Here is a 23,562-nt window from a genome sequence, read left to right on the forward strand (position 1 = left end):
GGGTTTCAAGAACTGTTTTCCAACCTGCTCACGAGGCTTCAACGGATGAGAATCCTCGGCATTCTTTGCCTGCTACTCACATTGAACGGCTGCAGCTCATTGCTGTTCTACCCCGAGCCCGGCCTGCCGTTCACACCGGAAAAAGCCCACCTGCAATACCGTGACGTGACGATCACCACCGCTGACGGGGTAAAACTTCACGCCTGGTGGCTGCCGGCCAAACCCGGCGTGCCCGTCAAAGGCACGGTGCTGCACCTGCATGGCAACGGCGGCAACCTGGCCTGGCACCTGGGCGGCAGTTGGTGGCTGCCGGAACAGGGCTATCAAGTGCTGCTGCTGGACTATCGCGGTTATGGCCTGTCGGAAGGCAAACCGTCATTGCCGGCGATCTATCAAGACATCGATGCGGCCTTCAATTGGATTGACACGGCGCCCGAGACCCAAGGCCAACCGCTGATAGTGTTAGGCCAAAGCCTGGGTGGCGCACTGGCGGTGCATTACCTGGCGGCGCACCCGGAGCGTCAGCCGAAGCTCAAGGCCCTGGTACTGGACGGCGTGCCCGCCAGTTATCGTGACGTGGGACAATTCGCCCTCAGCACCTCCTGGTTAACATGGCCGTTTCAAGTGCCCCTGTCTTGGCTGGTGCCCGACGGCGACAGTGCGATCAATGCCATGCCTCAGCTGACCGGCGTGCCGAAACTGCTGTTTCATAGCCTGGATGACCCGATCGTGCCGCTGGCCAATGGCATTCGCCTGTACCAGGCCGCGCCGCCGCCCAGGGTGCTGCAGTTGACCCGTGGCGGCCATGTGCAGACCTTTGCCGACAAGACCTGGCAAACCGTGATGCTGCGTTATCTGGACGACCCGCAGCACTTCAATGGTCTGCGTCGCCTGGGGGAAATCCCCAACTACCCCAACCCTACAGTTGATTCATCAGAGAGCCCGCAATGAGCCAAGAACGCAACATGATCCCACTGATCCTCACCGGCATCGGCACCATCATCGGCACCGTCGGCTGCCTGTGGTTTTACGGCTACCTGCACTTCGCCAAGCCGGAGGATGCGTTGCTGCTCAGTGATTTCACCATGCTCAAGACCGTTCCGGGTGAGGACTACAAGATCTCCCTGACCCCGGCTGCGCAAGTGGCGCAGTGCGTCGATGGCGTGCTGGTGATGTTTGATACCGAACAGAAAGGCTTGAGCGGTGTGCTGGTGAACAACAAGAAGCAGGCGGTGCGCTGCATGGGCCAAGAGACGCCGCAGCTGCAAGAGTAGCTCGCTGGTTATTAAATCGCCTGATTACGGAAATATCTGGAACCGTATTGCGTAAGACGCCACTGATTGGTTTGTCAGTGTTGCTGATAGTTAACTTACGTATAACGACTCTGGAGTGTGATCATGATTGATGGGATTGGCGGAATTGGCGCGTTAAGTAAGTTCTTGGAGATGGCTCAGGGCGCCTCGAAGATGGCCAAGGGCGCGAGCGAGGGTGCGCAAGGTGCGGAAGGTGGGCAAGGTGGGCAAGGTGCTCAGAAACAAGACGCGATGAAGCTGCTCATGGACATGCTGGCGAAGGCGGCGGGTGGTGCCCAGGGCGGCGGTTCCTCAGGCTCTGGTGGCGCTGATGAGCAGATGGATCCAGAGCAACTTGAGAAAATGATGAGGGGTCGCCAAGGCATGGAAGCTAGGATGCCTGCCGATGACACCAACCGTAAAATAGAAGTCTGATAGATAAAAAAACCCACCGTAAGGTGGGTTTTTTTATGCAGCGCCAATCAATCAGTTAGCAACGGAAGACCGTGGCTTGACCGGCTGGTTGTCGTTGGAGATGGTCACTTCAACGCGGCGGTTCATGGCACGGCCCGAAACGCTGCCGTTGTCGGCAACCGGGTATTCCTTGCCGTAACCCTGGGTCACGATGCGCGAGATATCCACGCCCTGTTGCGCCAGTGCACGTTGTACCGAAGCTGCACGACGCTCGGACAGGCTCTGGTTGTACGAGTCGGAACCGGTGCTGTCGGTGTAGCCTTCGACGATCACTTTACGGTCCGGGTTATCACGCAGGAACTGCGCCAGCTTGGTGATGTTAACCAGACCGCTGGATTTCAGGTCGGACTTGTTGGTGGCGAACAGCACATCACCGAATGTCACCAGAGTACCGCGCTCGGTCTGCTTGGCGTTCAAGCTGTTTTGCAGTTGCTTGATCTGCGCGTCACGGGCGTCCAGCAGGGCACGGGCACGTTCGTCGCCAGCGTTTTTCAGCTTGGCTTCGGATTCACGCAGGGAGATGGTGTCTTTAGCCACTTCAACGCGCTGGTTGGTCAGGTAGGCCAGTTGGTCGACCTTCTTCTCGTCTTCCTTGTCACGGTAGGCTTTGTCAGCCTTGTCCAGCCACTCGCTGGCGTCTTTGGTTTCCAGCGCCGCAAGCTTGGTGGCTTGTGGGTTGGTTTGCAGGGCCGAGAAGTTGGTCCGTGCGTTTTCCAGGTTCGCGTTCGGCGGGGTGGAGCAGGCCGCCAGGGCAACGCTCATCGCCAGCAGAGCAGGGATCATCAATTGTTTACGCATAGTCGTGTCGTCCTTTCAATTCGATATCAGGTGCGATGCAGTCAAGAGGCAGTGGCTTACTTCTGCTGGATAAGAGCAGGGCGCATGCCTTCCTTGCGCAGCTCGTCAACGGCCTTCTGGGAATCCTTCACTGCCTGTTGAGCCTTGGCAGCCTGGGACTTACGCTCAGCGACGCGAGCGTCCCACTCGGCTTGTTCAGCCAGTTGGCGAGCCTTGTCGTAGTTCTTGTCGTGCATGGCGATTTCGGCTTCTTTGAGCTTGTCCTGAGCCGACTTCATTTCCACTGCTGCGAACTCGGTGCCGCCGGCGCTGACCGCGCTGTTCACTGCAGATTGGGTCACAGCGTATTGCTCGGTCGGCGGGTTACCGGCGCAGCCCGCCAGAACGAAGCTGGTGCCGATTGCCAGCGCGGCCAATTTCAGCCCGCGCAGGTGGTTAAACGAGGATTTGGCAGTGCTGGTCTTCATCGTCTTCAACTCCATTGGGTAACTCCTGAAAAACATCAAAATCCATGTCACTGGTCAGCGGTTTTAGGTCGGGCGGGTAAAGCTCGAACTACCTTTTCAAACGGCCGTTCCAAGTGATGGCTTACTGGCTGTGACCGGAGCCTTTTTTCAAAAGTTCAGAGAAGATGGCGATTTGCCTAAAAAAATATCTGACTGAGTGGTCAGTGCCTAATAGTTGGAACTTTTGCAACGCGTAGAGGTATTCCGGGCCTCTAGGAGGCCCGGAATAAAGGGGTTAGGTTGGTTTTTACGGATGTTTATCAGTGCTTCTGTTCGTCAGCACTGGCCGACAAATCATGCAGATAGCGGCGTGACAGCGTCAGAAAGCGTGGCGTAGGGCCGACGTCTTCATACAGCGGGTCACCCTCTTCATCGGTGGCGATCACATGCTGGCCCTTGATGTAAGGAAAGCTGGCTTCCAGCTCTTCGAGGGCGGCGCCGATCAGCTCGCCGAGCAGTTCTTCGGTGTGGCGCTTGGGGTACATCTCGGCGATGGCGGCCAGCCTTGCGGCCGACTCCACGTCCAGGTGGATCGCGTACTCGGTTTTGGTCAGGCGACCCTTGGCGTTCTCTTCCCAATGCTGGGCCAGTTCTCGGATTTTCATGGCAACCTCAGTAGGCCCGCGATGGCAGGCGGTGATGAGTGTCCAGTCAGCTGCGTGGATAACGCGGTGACTCACAGTTGAGACTAGCTGCAAGTCACAAGGTTTAAAGTGTCTTGTCAGAAACCGGCGCGGGCGGCACTCTGGAACCCCTGCGCGTCCCGGATTTCTGGCTGGAGATTGGCTGATGAGTGATATCGATGCACGCTTGCGTGAGGATGTTCACCTGCTGGGTGAGCTGTTGGGCAACACCATTCGAGAGCAGTACGGCGATGATTTTCTCGACAAGATCGAGCAGATCCGCAAAGGCGCCAAGGCTGACCGCCGGGGTGCCGTAGCCGAGCAAGCCGCCGGCGAGGAACTCAGCGCCAGCTTGAACCAGTTGCAGGAAAGTGAACTGCTGCCTGTGGCGCGGGCCTTCAACCAGTTCCTCAACCTGGCCAACATCGCCGAGCAATACCAGTTGATCCACCGGCGCGATGAGTCGCAACCGGCACCTTTCGAAGCCCGCGTATTGCCGGAGTTGCTCGCCCGCCTGCAACGCGAAGGCCACAGCAACGAATCCCTGGCTCGCCAGTTGGCGCGGCTGGAGATTGAACTGGTCCTCACCGCGCACCCCACCGAAGTGGCGCGTCGCACCCTGATCCAGAAATACGATGCGATTGCCGCGCAACTGGCGCTGCAGGATCACCGTGACCTCACCACCGCTGAACGCGAGCAGATCCGCGAGCGCCTGCAACGGCTGATCGCCGAAGCCTGGCACACTGAAGAAATCCGCCGCGTGCGCCCGACGCCTGTCGACGAAGCCAAATGGGGCTTTGCGGTGATCGAGCATTCGTTGTGGCATGCCATCCCCAATTACCTGCGCAAGGCCGACCAGGCCTTGCACGCGGCCACCGGCCTGCATTTGCCCCTGGAGGCAGCGCCGATTCGCTTTGCCTCGTGGATGGGTGGCGACCGTGACGGCAACCCGAATGTGACCGCGCCGGTGACCCGCGAAGTGCTGCTGCTGGCGCGCTGGATGGCGGCGGATTTGTACCTGCGCGATATCGACCACCTGGCATCCGAGCTGTCGATGCAGCAGGCCAGCCCGGCGTTGCAAGCCAAGGTCGGTGACAGCGTCGAGCCGTATCGCGCCTTGCTCAAGCAACTGCGTGAACGCCTGCGTGCTACGCGCCAATGGGCGCACACAGCGTTGACCGCCAACACCCCGGCGCCGGCTGACGTGTTGCAGAACAACCGCGACCTGCTCGACCCGCTGGAGCTGTGCTACCAGTCGCTGCACGAGTGCGGCATGGGCGTGATCGCCGATGGCCCGCTGCTCGATTGCTTGCGCCGTGCCGTGACCTTTGGCCTGTTCCTAGTGCGCCTGGATGTGCGCCAGGATTCCAGCCGGCATTCATCGGCCATGACCGAAATCACCGATTACCTGGGCCTGGGTCGTTATGAAGACTGGGACGAAGAGGCACGCATCAGCTTCCTGACCAAGGAGTTGGCCAATCGCCGGCCGCTGCTGCCGGGTTATTTCAAGCCGTCGGCGGAGACTGCCGAGGTGTTGAACACCTGCAAGGAAATCGCCGCTGCGCCCGCCGCGTCGCTTGGCTCGTATGTCATCTCGATGGCCGGCGCCGCCTCGGACGTGTTGGCCGTGCAACTGCTGCTTAAAGAGTCGGGCGTGCAACGGCCGATGCGGGTGGTGCCGCTGTTCGAAACCCTGGCCGACCTGGATAACGCCGGGCCGGTCATGGAAACCCTGCTGCAATTGCCAGGCTACCGCGCACGCTTGCAAGGCCCGCAGGAAGTGATGATTGGTTACTCCGACTCGGCCAAGGATGCCGGCACCACCGCCGCCGCCTGGGCGCAGTACCGGGCGCAGGAACGCTTGGTGGATATCTGCCGCGAACAACAGGTGCAATTGCTGTTGTTCCACGGTCGTGGCGGCACTGTCGGCCGTGGCGGCGGCCCGGCGCACGCGGCGATCCTGTCGCAGCCACCGGGCTCGGTGGCGGGGCGTTTTCGCACCACCGAACAAGGCGAGATGATCCGCTTCAAGTTCGGCCTGCCGGACATCGCCGAGCAGAACCTCAACCTCTACCTGGCCGCCGTATTGGAAGCCACGCTGTTGCCACCGCCACCACCCGAACCTGCCTGGCGCCATTTGATGGATGAATTGGCAGCAGACGGTGTCAGCGCTTACCGCGCCGTGGTGCGGGAAAATCCGCAGTTCGTCGAGTACTTCCGCCAGTCCACCCCAGAGCAGGAGCTGGGTCGCTTGCCCCTGGGCAGCCGCCCGGCCAAGCGCCGCGCTGGCGGTATCGAAAGCCTGCGGGCGATCCCGTGGATCTTCGGCTGGACCCAGACCCGCCTGATGCTGCCCGCCTGGCTCGGCTGGGAAGCGGCATTAAGCAAGGCGCTGGAGCGCGGTGAAGGCGAGCTGCTGGGGCAGATGCGTGAGCAGTGGCCGTTCTTCCGCACCCGCATCGACATGCTTGAAATGGTGCTGGCCAAGGCGGATGCCGATATTGCGCGGCTGTATGACGAGCGTCTGGTGCAGCCTGACCTGCTGCCATTGGGCGCGCACTTACGCGACCTATTGTCGCAGGCGTGCAGCGTGGTGCTTGGCCTGACTGGCCAGTCGCAACTGTTGGCCCATAGCCCAGACACACTTGAGTTCATCCGCTTGCGCAACACCTACCTCGACCCTTTGCACTTGCTGCAGGCCGAGTTGCTGGCGCGCTCGCGTCAGCAAGAGGCGGCGCAGGACAGCCCTCTGGAACAGGCGCTGCTGGTGTCCGTGGCCGGTATTGCCGCCGGTTTGCGCAATACCGGCTAAGGTTTCTTGCGTGTTCTCAACGGCTTGCAGATAAACCATGACGGCCGCCCTGAAACGGGCGGTCGGCGTTCAAGGGGTAGGGTTGCACTCAGTCACACCCGACCTGTGACGCATGCGCGGCGCGGGTTCTTGCGACTTTCGGCGGCTTGTATGGATAGAGCCTGCTGTGTATCTTGATCAGCCTTTGGCCGTTTGATCGGCTAGACCCACATTTCTACGAGATTGGCCCCACGCGGCGAATCCGAGCGTCATCTCTATAAAAAATTGAGGAGCACATCGATGCGCGTCATTCTGCTGGGAGCTCCCGGGGCCGGTAAAGGTACTCAGGCAAAGTTCATCACTGAAAAATTCGGCATTCCACAAATTTCCACCGGTGACATGCTGCGCGCTGCGGTCAAGGCCGGCACCGAGCTGGGCCTGATCGCAAAAAGCGTGATGGACAGCGGCGGTCTGGTCTCTGATGACCTGATCATCAACCTGGTCAAGGAACGCATCAGCCAGGACGACTGCAAGAACGGTTTTCTGTTCGACGGTTTCCCACGCACCATTCCCCAGGCTGAAGCCCTGGTGAAAGCCGGCGTAGAGCTGGATGCGGTGGTTGAAATCGCGGTTGAAGACGAAGAAATCGTCCAGCGTATCGCTGGCCGTCGCGTTCACGAAGCGTCGGGCCGCGTTTACCACATCGTCTACAACCCGCCTAAAGTGGCCGGCAAAGACGATGTCACCGGCGACGACCTGGTGCAGCGTAAAGACGACACCGAAGAAACCGTACGTCATCGCCTGTCGGTCTACCATTCGCAGACCAAGCCACTGGTGGATTTCTACCAGAAGCTGTCCGCTGCCCATGGCAAGCCGAAGTACAGCCACATCCCAGGCGTTGGTTCGGTAGAAGCCATCACCGCCAAGGTGTTGCAAGCGCTGAGCTGATCAAACGATTAGCTGCACGCACAACGGCCCGCTTGCGGGCCGTTGTTGTTTATACTGGCGCACTTTTTTTCGATTTGGACACCTGCACCCATGAGCACCCTGCTGGCCCTGGACACCGCGACTGAAGCTTGCTCCGTTGCCTTGCTGCACGATGGCAAGGTAACGAGCCACTACGAGGTGATCCCGCGCCTGCATGCGCAGAAGCTGTTGCCGATGATCAAGCAACTGCTTGAAGACGCGGGCACCACGCTTTCTGCTGTCGACGCCATTGCCTTTGGCCGCGGCCCCGGTGCGTTTACCGGTGTGCGTATTGCCATCGGCGTGGTGCAGGGCCTGGCGTTTGCGTTGGAACGCCCGGTGTTGCCGGTTTCCAACCTGGCAGTGCTGGCCCAGCGCGCCCTGCGCGAGCACGGTGCCTCGCAAGTCGCAGCGGCTATCGATGCGCGTATGGATGAAGTGTATTGGGGTTGCTACCGCGAGACCGCCGGCGAGATGCGCCTGGTAGGCGTGGAAGCGGTGCAGCCGCCGCAGGCGTCTGTATTGCCCGCAGATGCCAGCGGTGATTGGTTCGGCGCGGGCACCGGCTGGGGTTATGCCGAACGCATCGGTGTGAAGCTGGTCGGCCAGGACGCCGCGATGTTGCCCCATGCTGAAGATTTACTGACCTTGGCGCGCTTCGCTTTTGAACGCGGCGAAGCGATTCCGGCTGATCAGGCTGCACCGGTTTACCTGCGCGATAAAGTTGCGCAAACCAAGGCTGAACGCGGGATTATTTGACGTCAAAAATGCTGGCATTTTGAGGCAAAAATCTCCAATCGTCAGAATTTGCCCCTGTTTCTAAACCTTTTACAAATTATGTGTTCTAGTTATCACCAGAGCATTTGCGCACTACGGAAAGTGCCGCTAAATTGCCATCATTGATACCGAGTCTGCATGTATGCGCATAGACGGCTTTTCCTCACAGTCCTACCCACTCAAGCGTAAGCCGCGTAAGGCTAACGTGACGGTAGACGATTCCGTCGAGGATTCGCCAGACTTCATCGAAGTCCAGTCCGAGTCGCATGCCAACACGCATTCGAGCGCTCAAGGTTCCGCCGGTGCACGTATCAGTGGTCTTCCCGCCCGTCAGCAAGACATGGTCTTCCCCCGCTCCATGAGCAAAAGCGTCGCCACCGCCCTGGCCAGCTACCTGACCACCGCCGGCTTTGTCGAATGGGATATGGAAGTGCTGGGTCTCGACATCCATATCTGATGCGTCTGCCTTACTTTATTGGTTGCCCGTCCTGGAGTGAAAATGCCTGGCGCGAGTACCTGTACCCGGCTGATGCGCGCTCCGGCGATTACCTCGCCTTGTATTCCCAGGTCTTCAACGCCGTTGAAGGCAACACCACGTTTTATGCCCGACCCTCGGCCGCCACCGTGCAGCGCTGGGCCGAAATCATGCCTGAGGATTTTCGCTTCACCGCCAAATTCCCAGGCGACATCAGCCACGGTGGCGACTTGCGCGAGCAGTTGCCGGCGGCAGAAAGTTTTGTCGGTTTGATGAGCCCATTGGGTGAGCGTGTTACGCCGCTGTGGCTGCAACTGCCGGCGAGCTTTTCGCCACAACGCCTCGGTGAGCTGGCAGGTTTTATTGATGGCCTGGAGCGCCCGCTGGCCGTGGAAGTGCGCCACCCGGAATTCTTCGCCAAGGGCGATGCCGAGCGCATGCTCAACCGCTTGCTGCGTGACCGTGGTGTCGAGCGAATCTGCCTGGACCCGCGCGCGCTGTTCAGTTGCACCTCAACCTCAGCCGCCGTGCTGCACGCCCAATCGAAAAAGCCCAAGGTGCCGCCGCGCCCGGCCGCGCTGACGCTGTTTCCCCAAGTGCGCTTTATCGGTCATCCGGAACTGGAAGCCAACGACCCGTTTCTGCTGCCGTGGGTAGAAAAAGTCGCCGGCTGGATCGAGGAAGGCCGCACGCCCTACGTGTTCCTGCACACCTCGGATAACCGCCTGGCTGCGCAACTGGCGCTGCGCTTTCATGAAAAACTGATGGCGCGTTTGCCGGGCCTGCCGCCGCTGCCGACCTTGCATCGAGAACCCGCAGCGGAGCAACTGGGGTTACTCTAAGGCTCCTTTTTCCGCCAGGAGTCAGACATGGATGCCCAAACCCTTCGCGCCGAAACCTTCAAAGCCTTGCACGCGCGTGATCGCGCGTTCGTGATGCCCAACCCGTGGGATGCAGGCTCAGCCATCATGCTTGCCAGCCTCGGCTTTGAAGCCTTGGCCACCACCAGTGCAGGTTATGCGTTCAGCCTGGGGCGGCCGGATGCAGAAGGTGCGTTGTCGCTGGAGGACACATTGGGCAATGCTTCAGCGATTGTTCGGGCGACCGCGCTGCCGGTGGCGGCTGATCTGGAAAACGGCTTCAGTGATACCCCTGAGGGCTGCGCCCAAACCATCCTGCGCGCGGCAGCCACGGGCATCGTCGGCGGCTCCATCGAAGACGCCACGGGTATCGCCGTCGACCCCATCTACCCTTTTGATTTGTCTGTTGAGCGCGTAGAAGCGGCGGTTGCCGCTGCCCGCAGTCTGCCATTCCCTTTCACCCTGACGGCCCGCGCAGAAAACCTCCTGCATGGCCGCCTGGATTTGCCTGACACCATCCGCCGCTTGCAGGCCTACGCCGAAGCCGGTGCCGACGTGCTGTATGCCCCAGCGCTACGCAGCGCCGAGGAAATACTGGCAGTGGTCAAGGCCGTCGCGCCCAAACCGGTCAACGTGTTGATGTCCGGTGGCTTGAACCTCAGCGTCGCGCAGTTGAGCGAGCTGGGCGTGCGCCGTATCAGTGTCGGCTCGGCCATGGCGCTGGCCGCGTATGGCGAGTTCTACCGCGCCGCACAGGAAGTGTATGAGTTGGGCACCTTTACCTTCACCGAGCGCAAGATGCCGTTCAGTCAGGCCAACCAATTCTTCAAGGGCTAAGCCGTGCGCTTTTTCAACGTGATCGGTGCGCTGCTGTTGCTGGCGGGTGTGTTCGCAGTGGGTGTGTGGCGAGGCTGGGTGCCGTTGCCTGCTGAGTGGAACCCCTGGGCGCCGCTGGATGTGCGCGCCAACCCGAACCTGCTGACGCGCTTCAAGCTCGGCCGGCTGCAGGATGATCCGGCGCTGTGCGACCACGTGCTGAACACCTCCGGCTTGCGCGTCAGCCATCAGGCAGATAGTCCTGCTGACGCTGCGTGCCCATTGCGCAACGTCTTGCGCGTGCAGGGCGCCGACGTGGCCTTGAGCAGCAGCTTTCTCGCCAGTTGCCCGCTGGCCGTGGCGTTTGCCCTGTTCGAGCGCCATAGCCTGCAACCGGCGGCCCAGGCGGTGTTTGGCCAGGCGGTGACGCGGGTCGATCACCTCGGCAGCTTTGCCTGTCGCAACATGTATAACCGCGCAGACGGGCGGCTCAGTCAACATGCTTCGGCCAATGCCCTGGACATCGCCGGCTTTCGTCTGGCGGATGGGCGCAGCATCAGTGTGCTTAAGGATTGGCCGGGGGAGGGCGACAGCGCGCGCTTTTTGCGACAGGTACGCGACGGTGCCTGCGATGATTTCAATGTGGTGTTGAGCCCGGACTACAACGCCGCCCATCGCAACCATTTCCATCTGGACATGGGCCGTTGGTGGGTGTGTCGCTGAGGCTCAGGCGGCCAGGCGCAGGTTGTTGAGGATCAGAGGGCGCGCCCAGTGGTAGTCGAAGTCCAACGCTTTCTGTTGCGCCACCAGTGCTTCGGTCGGGTACGGCGTGGCAGGCGGTGGCAACAGGTCCAGTTCGAACTCGGCAATCGGCAGGTGCAACGGCTGGGGGTCTGGCGCGGGGCCCGGCTTAGGCAGCGGTTGACCGGCGCTCAGTACGATCGGGCGTACCCAGCCACTGTCGAAGTTCTGCTGGCGCTGTTGGGCGACAATTTCTTCATCTGGGAATGGCGTGGCGGGCGGCGGCAGTAATTCGGTTTCAAATTCGGCGATTGGCAGGAACAACGGCTCCGGCGGGGCGATTTCGGTGTCTTTCACGTCGCATTCACGCTGGGTGAGGATCTGCGACAGCAGGTCGGCGCCTTCGCTGGGCTCTACCGCCGGGTCCTTCGGCGCCGGTGCTTTGGCGGCGAGCGCATCCGGCGTATCGCCGAGCTGTTCGGCCAACGCACGGGCAAAGAAGTCCTGCCACACATGACTCACCCCGGCCAGCGCTTGAGTATTGCGCAGGCCGTAGTGGTTGTGGGTCGGCAGTACACCGATGGTTAGGGGAAGAATGTCTGACATTTTTCTCGGTCGACGCTCAGCTCTGGCAAAATACCTGACTGTTGTTTTTATCGGCCGCTGTTTGCCGATCCTTAATATTTTTGAGCGTAGCGATTGATGAGCGAACAACCAGCGGCCAGCCGCATTCGGGTCGAGGCTTTGGCCGAAGGTTTCCAGGCGCGTGCCGAGCACTGGGCGTCGCAGCTTGGCCTGCCTTTGCAGCTGGAAGAGGCGGATTTTTCCCTGCAAGTCGGCGAGCACGGCCTGCAGTTGCAACAGCTCGGGCCTGATGCGCCGGGGCCGGTGCGTGTGGATTTTGTCGAGGGTGGCTCGGCGCACCGGCGTTTGTACGGTGGTGGCAGTGGGCAGATGATCGCCAAGGCTGTGGGTATTGCTCAAGGCGTGCGTCCACGGGTGCTGGATGCCACGGCGGGTTTGGGTAAGGACGCGTTTGTGCTGGCCAGTCTGGGGTGTGAGATGAGCCTGATCGAGCGTCAGCCGTTGATTGGCGCCTTGCTTGAAGACGGCCTGGCCCGGGGTGCGGATGACTTTGAGGTGGCACCCATTGTGGCGCGCATGAAGCTGCTCAAGGGCAACTCCATCGAGGTGATGCTCAACTGGGAAGGTGAGCCGCCGCAGGTGATCTACCTGGACCCGATGTTCCCTCATCGTGAGAAAACTGCGTTGGTGAAGAAGGAGATGCGCCTGTTCAGGCCACTGGTTGGCGATGATCCGGATGCGCCGGCGTTGCTCGCTGCTGCCTTGGCGTTGGCCAGCCACCGTGTGGTAGTCAAGCGCCCGCGCAAGGCGCCGTGCATTGAGGGGCCCAAGCCGAGCCATGCGTTGGATGGGAAGTCGAGCCGGTATGACATTTATCCGAAGAAAGCGCTCAAGCCTTGAATTGGTTTGAGTACATATCCGTTGCTGCGGTAACGGTTGCTTAGGGTTCCGCTCTTACAGCCAGCCCTTTCAAGGTCTTTGGAAAAAGCCTCAAAAAATGATCATTTTTTGACCAAGAGAGAGGCTGACTGAACCAAATTCAACTCGTTTTTTTCTTAATTTCAGCCTGGAATTGGCGTAGGACGCGATTTAGGCAAAGACCTTGAAAGGGCTGGCTGTAAGAGCGGAACCCATATCAGCCGTTATCGAAATAACGGATATTCACCCAGCAGCCCCTCAACAACCCGGCGTCAGGCCCTATAGGCCCGCATAAACAACCCCACCACCTCCTGCACATGCGCTTCGGCGGCTTCTTCACTCAGTTGCCCACCACAGCCATACAGCAAACAGAAATTCGCCGTGCCCTTGAGCAGGCAAAAGAAGTGCTCGGCCGCCGTAAACGGTTTATCGATGCTCAGGGCGCCGCTCTGGTCGATGCGGCTGAGCAGGCGCTCCATGCCTTGCAGCATGCGCATGGGGCCGGCTTCAAAGAAGATCTGTGAGAGTTTCACGTCCTGATTGCCGGTGGTCATCATCAGGCGGTGCAGGTTTACCGACTCCTCGCTGTTGATCAGCCGATGAAAGCCGCGTGCGATGTTCAGCAGCACGGTGTCCACGGGCATGCCTGCGGGCAGCTCGAAATACATCACCGGCAACTGTTCCTCGCATTTCGCCACAACGGCGGCGGTGAACAAGGTCTCTTTGTCGGTGAAGTGGCTGTAGACGGTCAGTTTTGACACGCCGGCCTCAAGGGCCACGGCATCCATGCTGGTGCTGGCGTAGCCATTGCTCAAAAACAGGATTTTCGCTGCTTCGAGAATTGCCTGGCGTTTTGCCATGTCCTTGGGACGCCCGGGGCTATTGGTGTTTACAGGATTGTCGGACATTTTCACCTTTAATACTGGACTGGCGAGTTTGGTATTAATAACATACCGGCAAGTATAATTATTCCTAGCTCCATTTGCGAAAGGTCCTTCAGCATGCGCAGCACTTTCCTGCCCCTTGCGTTGCCTGTCAGCCTGGTCTTCCTGTTGGCCGCTTGCGGCCATGAAGAAGCGGCCCAAACCACCATCCGCCCCGCTATGGTGGTGCAGCCGCAGCCCTCGGCGCAGGCGATGGACAGTTTCCCTGGCGAGGTGCGTGCCCGTTATGAGCCGGACCTGGCCTTTCGCATTGGCGGCAAAGTCAGCAAACGCCTGGTGGAGGAGGGTGAGCGGGTCAAGGCCAACCAACCGCTGGCCGAACTCGACCCACAGGACGTGCGCCTGCAACTGGAAGCCACCCGTGCCCAGGTCGCTGCCGCCGAGGCCAACCTGAGCCTGGTGCGCGCCGAGCGCGATCGCTACAAGACCCTGATGGACCGTCAGATGGTCAGCCGTTCCCAGTACGACAATTCCGAAAACCTCTACCGGGCAGGCGAAGCACGCCTGAAGCAGATCAAGGCCGAGTTCGACGTGTCCAGCAACCAGGCCGGTTACGCTGTGTTGCGTGCGCCCCAGGACGGCGTGGTTGCCAAGCGCGCGGTGGAAGTCGGCCAAGTGGTAGCGGCCGGCCAGACCGTGTTCACCCTGGCCACCGATGGCGAGCGTGAAGTCCTGATCAGCCTGCCGGAACAAGGCTTTGGCCGGTTCAAGATCGGCCAGCCGGTGTCGGTGGAATTGTGGAGCCAGCCCGACCAACGTTTTGCCGGGCGCATTCGTGAGCTGTCACCCGCTGCCGATCCGAAATCGCGCACCTTTGCCGCCCGCGTCGCGTTCACCGGCGGTAAAGTCCCGGCCGAACTGGGCCAGAGTGCCCGCGTATTCATACAGGCCGATGGCGTGATTGCGCTGTCGGTGCCGCTGTCGGCCCTGAGTGCGGAGAACGGCGCGTCCTACGTCTGGTTGGTGCAACCGGACAACACGCTCAAACGCACCCCGGTGCGCATCGGTGCTTTCGGTGAAAAAACTGTGCCGGTATTGGAAGGCCTGACCGCCACTGATTGGGTGATCGCAGCGGGCGTGCATGTGCTCCATGAGGGCCAGCAAGTGCGCCCGGTGGATCGCTCCAACCGTGTGGTGAATCTGGCGGCCAACAAGGAGTAGTCCCCGATGGGTTTCAATCTTTCCGAATGGGCGTTGCGTAATCGCCAGATCGTACTGTTCCTGATGATCCTGCTGGCGGTGGTCGGCACGCTGTCCTACACCAAGCTTGGGCAAAGCGAAGACCCGCCGTTCACCTTCAAGGCCATGGTGATCAAGACCAACTGGCCCGGGGCCACGGCTCAGGAAGTCTCGCGCCAGGTTACCGAGCGCATCGAGAAAAAACTCATGGAGACCGGCGAATATGAGCGCATCGTCTCCTTCTCGCGGCCCGGTGAATCCCAGGTCACCTTTATCGCCCGCGACTCGATGCATTCGGCGCAGATTCCTGACTTGTGGTACCAGGTGCGCAAGAAGATCAGCGACATTCGCCAGACCTTGCCGCCGGACATCCAAGGGCCGTTTTTCAACGATGAATTCGGCACTACCTTCGGCAATATCTACGCGTTGACCGGCGACGGCTTCGACTACGCCGTGCTCAAGGACTACGCCGACCGCATCCAGATTCAACTGCAACGCGTGCCGGATGTGGGCAAGGTCGAGTTGCTTGGCCTGCAGGATGAGAAGATCTGGATCGAGCTGTCCAACCTCAAGCTCGCCACCCTCGGCCTGCCGTTGGCCGCCGTGCAGCAGGCCCTGCAGGAGCAGAACGCGGTCTCGACCGCCGGCTTCTTCGAAACCCCGACCGAGCGCGTGCAACTGCGCGTGTCGGGCAACTTCAAGACAGTGGAGGAGATTCGCAATTTCCCGATTCGTGTGGGTGACCGCACCTTCCGTATCGGCGACGTGGCCGACATCCACCGTGGCTTCAACGACCCACCGGCACCGCGCATGCGCTACATGGGCGCGGACGCCATCGGCCTGGCCGTGGCCATGCGTGACGGCGGCGACATCCTGGTATTGGGCAAAGCCCTCGAAGGCGAATTCGCACGCCTGCAAAAGAACCTTCCGGCAGGTATGGAGCTGCGCAAGGTGTCGGACCAACCGGCAGCGGTGAAAACCAGCGTCGGCGAGTTCGTCCAAGTGCTGGCTGAAGCATTGGCCATCGTCTTGCTGGTGAGCTTCTTCTCCCTTGGCGTGCGCACCGGCATGGTCGTGGCTCTGGCGATTCCGCTGGTGCTGGCGATGACCTTTGCGAGCATGTATTACCTCGGCATCGGCTTGCACAAGATCTCCCTTGGCGCATTGGTATTGGCCCTGGGCTTGCTGGTCGACGACGCGATCATCGCCGTTGAAATGATGGCGATCAAAATGGAACAGGGTTACGACCGGCTCAAGGCCGCGAGCTTCGCCTGGACCAGCACCGCGTTCCCGATGCTCACCGGTACGTTGATCACCGCTGCGGGCTTCCTGCCGATTGCCACTGCGCAATCGAGCACCGGTGAATACACACGCTCGATCTTCCAAGTGGTGACCATTGCGTTGCTGGCTTCATGGGTTGCCGCCGTGGTGTTTGTGCCCTACCTCGGAGAAAAGCTCTTACCGGATTTGGCAAAAATTCATGCCGCCAAACACGGCACCGATGGGCCAGATCCCTACGGCACACCGTTCTATCAGCGTGTAAGACGTCTGGTTGAATGGTGTGTGCGTCGGCGCAAAACCGTGATCGTGCTGACCCTGCTGCTGTTTATCGGCTCGGTCGCGCTGTTCCGTTTTGTGCCGCAACAGTTCTTCCCCGCCTCTGGTCGCCTGGAGTTGATGGTCGACCTCAAACTGGCTGAAGGCGCCTCCCTGAGCAACACCGCTGACCAGGTCAAACGCTTGGAAGCCTTGCTCAAGGAACACGCCGGCATCGACAACTATGTGGCCTATGTCGGCACTGGTTCACCGCGCTTTTACCTGCCATTGGACCAGCAGCTGCCAGCCGCCAGCTTCGCGCAATTTGTGGTGCTGGCGAAGACCATCGAGGAGCGCGAAAGCCTGCGCACCTGGTTGATCGAAACCCTCAACGAACAATTCCCCGAGCTGCGTTCGCGGGTCACACGCCTGGAGAACGGCCCGCCCGTGGGTTACCCGGTGCAGTTCCGTGTGACCGGCGAACACATTGAAGAAGTCCGCGCCCTGGCGCGCAAAGTCGCGGCCAAAGTTCGCGAAAATACCCACGTGGTCAACGTGCACCTGGATTGGGAGGAACCGAGCAAGATCGTCTACCTCAATATCGACCAGGACCGTGCGCGCGCACTGGGTGTGAGCACCGCCAACCTGTCGAAATTCCTGCAGAGTTCACTCACCGGTTCCAGCGTTAGCCAGTACCGCGAGGACAACGAGTTGATCGAGATCCTCCTGCGCGGCACCGTGCACGAGCGCACCGAGCTGTCGTTGTTGCCGAGCCTGGCCGTGCCGACCGACAACGGCAAAAGCGTGGCGCTGTCGCAGATCGCCACCCTCGAATATGGCTTCGAAGAAGGCGTTATCTGGCACCGCAATCGCCTGCCGACGGTGACCGTGCGCGCCGATATCTATGGCAAGGAGCAACCGGCAACCCTGGTCCAGCAAATCCTGCCGACCCTTGAAGGTGTGCGCGCCGAACTGCCGGATGGCTATCTGCTGCAAGTCGGCGGTACCGTCGAAGACTCTGCCCGTGGCCAGAACTCGGTCAAGGCCGGGGTGCCGCTGTTTATCGTGGTGGTACTGACGTTGCTGATGCTGCAGCTGCGCAGTTTCTCACGCACCGCCATGGTGTTTCTGACGGCGCCGCTGGGCTTGATCGGCGTGACGTTGTTCCTGCTGGTATTCCGCCAACCCTTCGGCTTTGTCGCCATGCTCGGGACCATTGCCTTGTCGGGGATGATCATGCGTAACTCGGTGATCCTGGTCGACCAGATCGAACAAGACATCAAGGCCGGCCTGGCGCCGTGGCAAGCGATCATCGAAGCCACCGTGCGACGCTTTCGCCCGATTGTGCTGACGGCCCTGGCGGCGGTGCTGGCGATGATTCCACTGTCACGCAGCGTGTTCTTCGGGCCAATGGCCGTGGCGATCATGGGCGGGTTGATTGTGGCGACGGCGTTGACGCTATTGTTCCTGCCGGCACTTTACGCGGCATGGTTCCGCGTCAAGAAGGACGCACACTAGTTTCCTGGGGGGAGGCGTGAAGGCTTTTCGGTTGAGGAGGAGGGGGCGTGGGAAAAGCCTGAAATCCGATAGCTGCCGTTAATGCCTGAATGTCTCCCAGGTGTTTATTTAAAAAAGGGCAGTTTTTTATCAACGGTTTTAATAATCGATGTGTTGGTATCGGCTAACGGTGTAATGCGTTGCAGTGTGTGGTCAAGGTGGTTGACGGATTCGGTATACAGATGACAGACAAAACTGTCCTCTCCGGTAATTTTGTAACAAAGAATACACTCGGCCATTTCTGACAGTAGTTGTTCCACTTCTTGAAACTTTCCAGTGAGCGGTTTTATCCGTACAAGTGCCTGTAGCGCAAACCCCAGGGCCTGCGCGTCCAACTCCACGCTGAACCCCGTTATAACGCCCGCGACCTCCAGGCGCTTGAGGCGCTCGCTGCATCCTGGGGCGGAAAGCCCCACCTGCCGACTAAGCGCACGGATAGACGCGCGGGCGTTCTGGTGCAGGGCAACAATCAGCGCGCGATCAACGGGGTCGAGTGTCTGATCGTTTTTTGTAAGCCTTTTCATTAGATGGACCTTACGAACATTGATGAAATAGCGTGAAAATCTTACATACCACAGATCCATCAAAAAAAAATGGATTTTTAGGAAATCCCTACCTATTGTTTTGCCTGCAGTCATACGCAGTACTGTGCTGCTATTTCAACTTGATCTATTTGTCGAGGGATTGAAATGAACGATGTACTTGATGAGGCTCGCCTGAAAAAACACCATGATAATAACTTTCCCGAAGAGCGAGTGTTTTCACTGCGTCATGAGTTTGCGCGCAATGGGTTTATACAGTTGCGCGATATTGTCGATGACGGTGTGCGCGAAAAGATAACGGCTGCCGTCAATAGTTTGATCGAGCACCCACTTGAACGTCGTGACTTGCATTTGGCAACGACCGATAACACGCCGCGCTACATGAGTGTGGTACGCAGTGAATTTATCGCTGAGAACAGCCCGCTGATCAACACGCTGTCGAAGTCCGAAGTGCTGCTCGATACCTTATCCGTGATCGCAGGTACCCGTGTTGTCCCCTCCGTCTCCAGGGACGAGGAGTATTTGATCACCAAGCAGGAACGCAAAGGTGATACCCACGGCTGGCACTGGGGCGATTACAGCTTCGCGCTGATATGGATTATCGAAACACCGCCGATTGCCAAGGGAGGAATGCTGCAATGCGTGCCTCATACCTCGTGGGACAAAGCCAACCCGAGGATTCACGAGTTGCTGTGCAGTAACCCGATTGCGACGTACGGCTTTAAGACTGGGGATATTTATTTCCTGCGCACCGACACCACGCTGCATCGCACCATTCCACTCAATGAAGATGCCACCCGGATCATCCTCAACATGACGTGGGCGGCTGAAAAAGACCTTGTCCGAAATCTGCACGGCAATGATCGCTGGTGGGAAGACCAGCATGCAGAGGCCGCTAAAAACCTGACGTAAAACGCGGCTGTCTGGTTGTTACATAAACCCACGGGATCATGATCATGCATGACATTCACTGTCTCCGGCGCGCTAATGCCTTGCTCAAACAGGCGCAATCACACTCAGCCATGGCCGATCTGGTCCGGGCGGCAGTCGTTCGAAATGAACAGTGGCGCGCTCAGCAGTGCATCAATCTCGTGGCTGCTGAGTCACCTACCAGCCCGTCCGTGCGCGCGCTGCTGTCCAGTGAAGTCGGCACGCGTGCATCGGGCGGGAATATCGGACGTGACAACCGGTTTTTCTCCGGCATGAAGAATATCGACGAGCTGGAATCGCTGTGCGTGGAACTGCTGAAAATGACGTTGCGCGTCGAGCACGCCGATCATCGATTGATGGGCGGAATGGCGGCTGTCATGGCCGCCTACACGGCACTGGCGCGGCCCGAGGACAATGTTATGACCGTCCCGGTGATCAGGGGCGGTGATACCAGCAATCGCACCAATGGGCCGCCCGGTGTGCGTGGGCTCAAGGTGTGGGACATTCCCTTTGTGCACAAAACTGCGGACATCGACCTCACACGTTTCAGCGAAGTCGCCCAGGCCCTGAAGCCTGCGGTGATTGGGTTGGGCATGACGCTGACCTTGTTTCCGCTGCCCCTGGCCGATATCAAAGGGATCGTTTCACCCTGGGATGGAAAGGTCTATTTCGACGCGGCCCACCAACTGGGCCTGATCAGCGCTGGTTTGTTTCAGGACCCGTTGGCAGAGGGCGCCGACCTTATGACAGGCTCTTCTGGTAAGACATTCAGTGGCCCCCAGGGCGGAGTCATCGCATGGAACGATGCAGCATTGACCGCGCCTCTGCACGACGCCATTTTCCCCACCCTGACCGGCAGCCACCAGATCAACCGCGTGGCTGCATTGGCGGTGGCTTCCACCGAGATGTTGGCGTTCGGGCAGGTTTATATGAAGCAAGTGGTGAGCAACGCACAGGTGTTGGCGCTGGAGCTGGACCGTAGAGGCGTGACCGCCTTCTATCGAGAGCAGGGATACACCCGAACCCATCAGATCGTGATTGATTCCAAACCCTTTGCCAGCGGTCGCGAAGCTGTGCAGTGCCTGGAGGCGGCCAATATCATCGCCAACGAGATGCCGCTGCCCTGGGACACCGACCCTTACAGAGAAACGGGCATTCGACTGGGCACCGTTGAAGCCACACGTCTAGGCATGAAAGAGCCCGAGATGGCCTGGATCGCCGAGCAGATAGCCAAGGTACTGCTGCACAAAGAGGACCCGATGGCGGTTGCCAATGGTGTGATCGACTTCATGAAAAACCATAGGACCGTCTATTACTGTCACGAAAATGGACTGCCCCGCTAAGTCGTCGCGAGCGCTGTTGTGGAGGATTCATCGATGCCCGATTCCCCGCTTTCCATGTACCAGGCGACATTCACCTTTACCGTCGCAGCCATCGCCTTACTCGCCAGCCCTGGCCCCGCTACCCTGGCGTTGGCGGCGAGTGGGGCAGCCTATGGGATGAAGCGCTCGATGCGGTTTTTCCTCGGCATCACGCTGGGGTTAGTCATTGCCATGGCATGGGTTGCCACGGGCCTGTATGTGGTCTTGCACAGCTTCCCGGTACTGGCCACGGCACTGGCGGTTATTTCCATTGTTTATATTTTTTGGCTGGCCTATCGCATTGGTACTGCGCCGCCCATAAACGACGAACAGTCCGTCATCACGCCGGGATGGGGTGCCGGATTTGTGTTGGGGGCTGCGAACATAAAAGCGTATGCCGCGTTTGCGGCGTTGTTGGGCAGTTTTACCCTGGGCGCGACACCCGCCTGGGAACAGGCTGTAAAAGCGTTTATCTGTCTATTGGTGTGCGTGGTATTCGACTTTTTGTGGCTCTTAGCGGGCAGCAAGATGCGTAGGTTATTTATCCATCCCACGTGGAGTCGACGACTTAACGTAAGCTTCGCAATTCTGATGGTAGCGACGGTCGCCTGGTCATTCACATTGACGTAGTCGCACTGACGCAGAGTCATTTGCGGCCGAGGATAATCCCCATGTTTGGGACCGTTTCTGCATTGCTGTTACTGCTGGTCGTGCCGGGGCCGACGAACACCCTGTTGATGCGTGCGGGGTTGCTGTTTGGGTTTGCCGCGTCGTGGCGCATGGCATTTATCGAATGCCTGGCTTATCTGCTTCAGGTCTCTGCCTGGGGGGCGGCGTTGTTCTACCTTTCGGCCTGGTCTCCATGGGCCGTAAAAGCCACGCAATTAGTGGCTGTCTGCTACTTGCTCAAGCTTTCTTACACGTTGTGGCAACGTCACAACAGCGCCGTCGATTCGAGCCGTGACCGTTTCTCCGGCCTGTACTTCTTCTGGCTCACCGTGATGAACCCAAAAGGCTTGCTGATCGTTTCGTTTATCGCACCGCTCAGCGCCTTTACCTCGTTGCAAGGCTATGTCGGGTTCATGGCCACGCTCGCGCTGGTGGTGATACCCGTAGGGTCTGCCTGGATCGTGCTGGGCAGTCGCTTCGAAGGGGGGCAGCAGGCGTGGTTGACGCCGTTGAAGATCAACCGCGCGACGTCCGTGGCGATCGGCTGTTTTGCCACGCTCATGATGGGGCGGTTGGCGGACTCGGTTATTCATTGATTTACATGCCGATGCAAAGCGGCATCGAGTCATGTGGAACGCTCACCTTTTTTACTCCACTCAGAAATGCCTGATGGACAGGCACAGGTTTCGACTTTGCCTGTTGGCGGTCGAGGCTATTTCAATGAGTTAATGGAGTGTTACATGTCTTTTTTTAATGCGATTGCTGCTTTCAAAGGTGCGTTTCTTGGGGCTTTGTTGGGCAATACTGTGTCCCCTCGAGGGTCTGAGCCGGCAAGGCCGCGCACGCCAGTGTCTGGGCAACCCAACATTGGCCACACTCATCCATCCCAGCCAGCCGTCGGTCATACCCACCCTGCCAAACCGCATCACCACACGCCGCACCTGCACCCGTTTGCGGTCAGTGAGCATCAGTTGCCCTACCAGCCTTTGTCCCCGCTTTTTTCGCTGAACCGCTAAGAGGCTTAGCCTGAAACAACTGCGCCAAGGCCCGTGATAAGCGGCCTTGGCGCAGTGATTGATGCACAGTGTTGAGGTTTACAGCGCGCCAAACACCTTCTTCGCCAGGCTGGTGGCCGCCGCCGCCGGGTTCTTGCGAATGGTTTCTTCCTGCTGCGCGATCATCTTGAACAAGCCGTCCAGCGCCTGTTCGGTCACGTAGCTTTCGACGTTGGCACTTTTGGCATCAACTGCGCCAAACGCTGCCGCCTTGCCGGCCAAAGCGTTGTACTGCTGGGCGACGCCGACCTTGTCGGTGGCGGCCTTGACGATCGGCAGGAACTTGGCCCGGATCTCTTCACGGCTGCTTTTGTTCAGGTATTGCGTGGCCGAGTCCTGGCCTCCAGTGAGAATGCCCTTGGCGTCGGTCACGCTCATGTTCTTCACAGCATTGACCAGGATCGGTTGAGCCTGGGTCACGGCGGTTTCTGCCGCTTTGTTCATGCTGGTTTCCAGTTGCGTGACCTGATCACCCATGCCGAACATTTTCAGTTTGTCGGCGACTTTGCCCAGCTTGCCGGGCAGGCCGATCTTCACTTCGGGGTTGCTGCTGAATCCACCGGGTTTGCCCAGTTGTTTCACGGCGATCTGTGCGCCTTGGGTCAGTGCATCCTTGAGGCCGCCGCTGGCGTCACCTTGGGACAGGCTGCCAAGGTCCAGGGCCATGGCGTTGGCACCGAACAACAGGCCGGCGCACAGGGCAGTGAGGCGAAGGGAGTTACGGAGCATGAGCGCTTCCTTTAAAAATGGACTGATCAGTGTGCGACCGCATCAACCCGCAGGCGCAGCGGTTGTGGGTCTTGGCCGTTGAGCTGCACCGCGTGCCGTTCGGTGGTGATAAACAGTAGCTTGCCATCCAGCTCGATGCGAGCGCTCACCGAGTAAGTGTGGCCGGGCTTGATCTGGGCCGGGTCGTAGCTCAGGTGAAACGCCAGCGGCACTTGGCCTTTGACCGGGCCTTTCTGTTCGGCGAGGGTCACGGCCGGGGCGTCCATCAAGGACACGTCTTGCAGGCTGACGCTCAGGGTGGCGGCGGGCGGCAGCGCGATGCGTTGCAGGTAAAACACTTCGCCGTCGAGGCTGGCCTTTGGGGCTGGGGTCATAGATTGGCAGGCTCCGAGCAGGGCGGTCAGGCCCAGGAGGATGATCTTTTTCATGGTACAGCTC

General features: G+C 59.5%; 25 protein-coding genes. 17 read left to right on the forward strand and 8 right to left on the reverse strand.

All coding sequences use genetic code 11. The annotated features are described in order from the left end of the window. Nucleotides 1–45 precede the first annotated feature (45 nt). From K0P33_RS07825 to K0P33_RS07835, 3 genes are all read left to right on the forward strand, one after another. Nucleotides 46–951, forward strand: a complete 906-nt coding sequence (locus tag K0P33_RS07825; protein ID WP_242154718.1) for an alpha/beta hydrolase — start codon at nt 46–48, stop codon at nt 949–951. Beyond that, on the forward strand, nt 948–1,274 hold the full coding sequence (locus K0P33_RS07830; RefSeq protein WP_094949985.1) for a hypothetical protein: 327 nt from the start codon (nt 948–950) through the stop codon (nt 1,272–1,274). Before K0P33_RS07825 ends, K0P33_RS07830 begins: the two co-directional genes overlap by 4 nt. Before the next feature lie 123 nt (nt 1,275–1,397). Next, the gene (locus tag K0P33_RS07835) at nt 1,398–1,727 is read left to right on the forward strand and encodes a hypothetical protein (RefSeq protein ID WP_094949986.1); all 330 of its coding nucleotides are present in this window, start codon (nt 1,398–1,400) and stop codon (nt 1,725–1,727) included. Between the two features lie 51 nt (nt 1,728–1,778). Here K0P33_RS07835 and K0P33_RS07840 read toward each other — a convergent pair whose 3' ends face one another. The 3 genes from K0P33_RS07840 to K0P33_RS07850 all read right to left on the reverse strand — a co-directional run bounded on the left by K0P33_RS07840 (nt 1,779) and on the right by K0P33_RS07850 (nt 3,675). After that, complete coding sequence (locus K0P33_RS07840; RefSeq protein ID WP_094949987.1) at nt 1,779–2,564, reverse strand: OmpA family protein; 786 nt, start codon at nt 2,562–2,564, stop codon at nt 1,779–1,781. A 56-nt stretch (nt 2,565–2,620) separates the two neighbouring features. After that, on the reverse strand, nt 2,621–3,046 hold the full coding sequence (locus tag K0P33_RS07845; protein WP_094949988.1) for a DUF4398 domain-containing protein: 426 nt from the start codon (nt 3,044–3,046) through the stop codon (nt 2,621–2,623). Nucleotides 3,047–3,330: 284 nt separating this feature from the next. Beyond that, nucleotides 3,331–3,675 carry a pilin assembly protein gene (locus K0P33_RS07850; protein ID WP_094949989.1) on the reverse strand — a complete coding sequence of 115 codons (345 nt, stop codon included), beginning with the start codon at nt 3,673–3,675 and terminating at the stop codon, nt 3,331–3,333. A 184-nt stretch (nt 3,676–3,859) separates the two neighbouring features. Here K0P33_RS07850 and ppc point away from each other — a divergent pair, with 184 nt between their 5' ends. From ppc to K0P33_RS07885, 7 genes are all read left to right on the forward strand, one after another. Further along, nucleotides 3,860–6,505, forward strand: a complete 2,646-nt coding sequence (gene ppc / locus K0P33_RS07855; RefSeq protein WP_094949990.1) for a phosphoenolpyruvate carboxylase — start codon at nt 3,860–3,862, stop codon at nt 6,503–6,505. A 279-nt stretch (nt 6,506–6,784) separates the two neighbouring features. Further along, nucleotides 6,785–7,432: an adenylate kinase gene (adk, locus tag K0P33_RS07860; RefSeq protein WP_242154720.1), complete on the forward strand. Its 648-nt coding sequence runs from the start codon at nt 6,785–6,787 to the stop codon at nt 7,430–7,432. 90 nt (nt 7,433–7,522) lie between these two features. Beyond that, nucleotides 7,523–8,209, forward strand: coding sequence for a tRNA (adenosine(37)-N6)-threonylcarbamoyltransferase complex dimerization subunit type 1 TsaB (gene tsaB / locus K0P33_RS07865; RefSeq protein ID WP_094949992.1), 687 nt, complete (start codon nt 7,523–7,525; stop codon nt 8,207–8,209). 160 nt (nt 8,210–8,369) lie between these two features. Beyond that, nucleotides 8,370–8,684: a hypothetical protein gene (locus K0P33_RS07870; RefSeq protein ID WP_094949993.1), complete on the forward strand. Its 315-nt coding sequence runs from the start codon at nt 8,370–8,372 to the stop codon at nt 8,682–8,684. Beyond that, complete coding sequence (locus K0P33_RS07875; RefSeq protein WP_094949994.1) at nt 8,684–9,544, forward strand: DUF72 domain-containing protein; 861 nt, start codon at nt 8,684–8,686, stop codon at nt 9,542–9,544. Before K0P33_RS07870 ends, K0P33_RS07875 begins: the two co-directional genes overlap by 1 nt. A 27-nt stretch (nt 9,545–9,571) precedes the next feature. Beyond that, on the forward strand, nt 9,572–10,399 hold the full coding sequence (locus K0P33_RS07880) for an isocitrate lyase/phosphoenolpyruvate mutase family protein (RefSeq protein ID WP_094949995.1): 828 nt from the start codon (nt 9,572–9,574) through the stop codon (nt 10,397–10,399). A gap of 3 nt (nt 10,400–10,402) precedes the next feature. Further along, on the forward strand, nt 10,403–11,101 hold the full coding sequence (locus K0P33_RS07885; protein ID WP_242154722.1) for an extensin family protein: 699 nt from the start codon (nt 10,403–10,405) through the stop codon (nt 11,099–11,101). A gap of 3 nt (nt 11,102–11,104) precedes the next feature. Here K0P33_RS07885 and K0P33_RS07890 read toward each other — a convergent pair whose 3' ends face one another. After that, complete coding sequence (locus tag K0P33_RS07890) at nt 11,105–11,725, reverse strand: energy transducer TonB (protein ID WP_242154724.1); 621 nt, start codon at nt 11,723–11,725, stop codon at nt 11,105–11,107. A gap of 96 nt (nt 11,726–11,821) precedes the next feature. On the opposite strand from K0P33_RS07890, the gene K0P33_RS07895 reads away from it, so the two are divergent. Further along, nucleotides 11,822–12,604, forward strand: coding sequence for a class I SAM-dependent methyltransferase (locus K0P33_RS07895; RefSeq protein ID WP_242154726.1), 783 nt, complete (start codon nt 11,822–11,824; stop codon nt 12,602–12,604). 290 nt (nt 12,605–12,894) lie between these two features. Here the strand turns inward: K0P33_RS07895 and K0P33_RS07900 are convergent, their stop codons facing one another. Beyond that, nucleotides 12,895–13,530 carry a TetR/AcrR family transcriptional regulator gene (locus tag K0P33_RS07900; protein WP_094950076.1) on the reverse strand — a complete coding sequence of 212 codons (636 nt, stop codon included), beginning with the start codon at nt 13,528–13,530 and terminating at the stop codon, nt 12,895–12,897. Between the two features lie 93 nt (nt 13,531–13,623). Here K0P33_RS07900 and K0P33_RS07905 point away from each other — a divergent pair, with 93 nt between their 5' ends. Together K0P33_RS07905 and K0P33_RS07910 are read left to right on the forward strand one after the other, a co-directional pair. Continuing rightward, on the forward strand, nt 13,624–14,727 hold the full coding sequence (locus tag K0P33_RS07905) for an efflux RND transporter periplasmic adaptor subunit (protein ID WP_094950075.1): 1,104 nt from the start codon (nt 13,624–13,626) through the stop codon (nt 14,725–14,727). A gap of 6 nt (nt 14,728–14,733) precedes the next feature. Further along, the gene (locus K0P33_RS07910) at nt 14,734–17,799 is read left to right on the forward strand and encodes an efflux RND transporter permease subunit (RefSeq protein ID WP_094950074.1); all 3,066 of its coding nucleotides are present in this window, start codon (nt 14,734–14,736) and stop codon (nt 17,797–17,799) included. Between the two features lie 104 nt (nt 17,800–17,903). Here the strand turns inward: K0P33_RS07910 and K0P33_RS07915 are convergent, their stop codons facing one another. Continuing rightward, a complete protein-coding gene (locus K0P33_RS07915; protein ID WP_242154728.1) occupies nt 17,904–18,476 on the reverse strand; it encodes an Lrp/AsnC family transcriptional regulator in 573 nt (190 codons plus the stop codon). A gap of 51 nt (nt 18,477–18,527) precedes the next feature. Between K0P33_RS07915 and K0P33_RS07920 the strand changes: the two genes are divergently transcribed. Genes K0P33_RS07920 through K0P33_RS07935 form a run of 4 tightly spaced genes read left to right on the forward strand, consistent with a single transcriptional unit; the run spans nt 18,528 to nt 21,936 of the window. Further along, nucleotides 18,528–19,292 (forward strand): ArpA protein, encoded by a 765-nt coding sequence (locus K0P33_RS07920; RefSeq protein WP_242154731.1) that lies wholly within the window; start codon nt 18,528–18,530, stop codon nt 19,290–19,292. 44 nt (nt 19,293–19,336) lie between these two features. Continuing rightward, nucleotides 19,337–20,653 (forward strand): serine hydroxymethyltransferase, encoded by a 1,317-nt coding sequence (locus K0P33_RS07925; protein WP_242154732.1) that lies wholly within the window; start codon nt 19,337–19,339, stop codon nt 20,651–20,653. Nucleotides 20,654–20,686: 33 nt separating this feature from the next. Continuing rightward, nucleotides 20,687–21,301: a LysE family translocator gene (locus tag K0P33_RS07930; protein WP_094950071.1), complete on the forward strand. Its 615-nt coding sequence runs from the start codon at nt 20,687–20,689 to the stop codon at nt 21,299–21,301. Nucleotides 21,302–21,342: 41 nt separating this feature from the next. Next, nucleotides 21,343–21,936, forward strand: coding sequence for a threonine transporter RhtB (locus K0P33_RS07935; RefSeq protein ID WP_242154734.1), 594 nt, complete (start codon nt 21,343–21,345; stop codon nt 21,934–21,936). 498 nt (nt 21,937–22,434) lie between these two features. Here the strand turns inward: K0P33_RS07935 and K0P33_RS07940 are convergent, their stop codons facing one another. Both K0P33_RS07940 and K0P33_RS07945 read right to left on the reverse strand, forming a co-directional pair. Continuing rightward, entirely contained in the window at nt 22,435–23,124 is a 690-nt protein-coding gene (locus K0P33_RS07940; protein ID WP_094950069.1) for a DUF4197 domain-containing protein, read from the reverse strand. 26 nt (nt 23,125–23,150) lie between these two features. Next, nucleotides 23,151–23,552, reverse strand: a complete 402-nt coding sequence (locus K0P33_RS07945) for a YbaY family lipoprotein (RefSeq protein ID WP_094950068.1) — start codon at nt 23,550–23,552, stop codon at nt 23,151–23,153. Nucleotides 23,553–23,562 lie beyond the last annotated feature (10 nt).

Origin of the sequence: Pseudomonas sp. ArH3a, from assembly GCF_022648765.1 — a bacterium.
Classification (GTDB): Bacteria; Pseudomonadota; Gammaproteobacteria; order Pseudomonadales; family Pseudomonadaceae; genus Aquipseudomonas.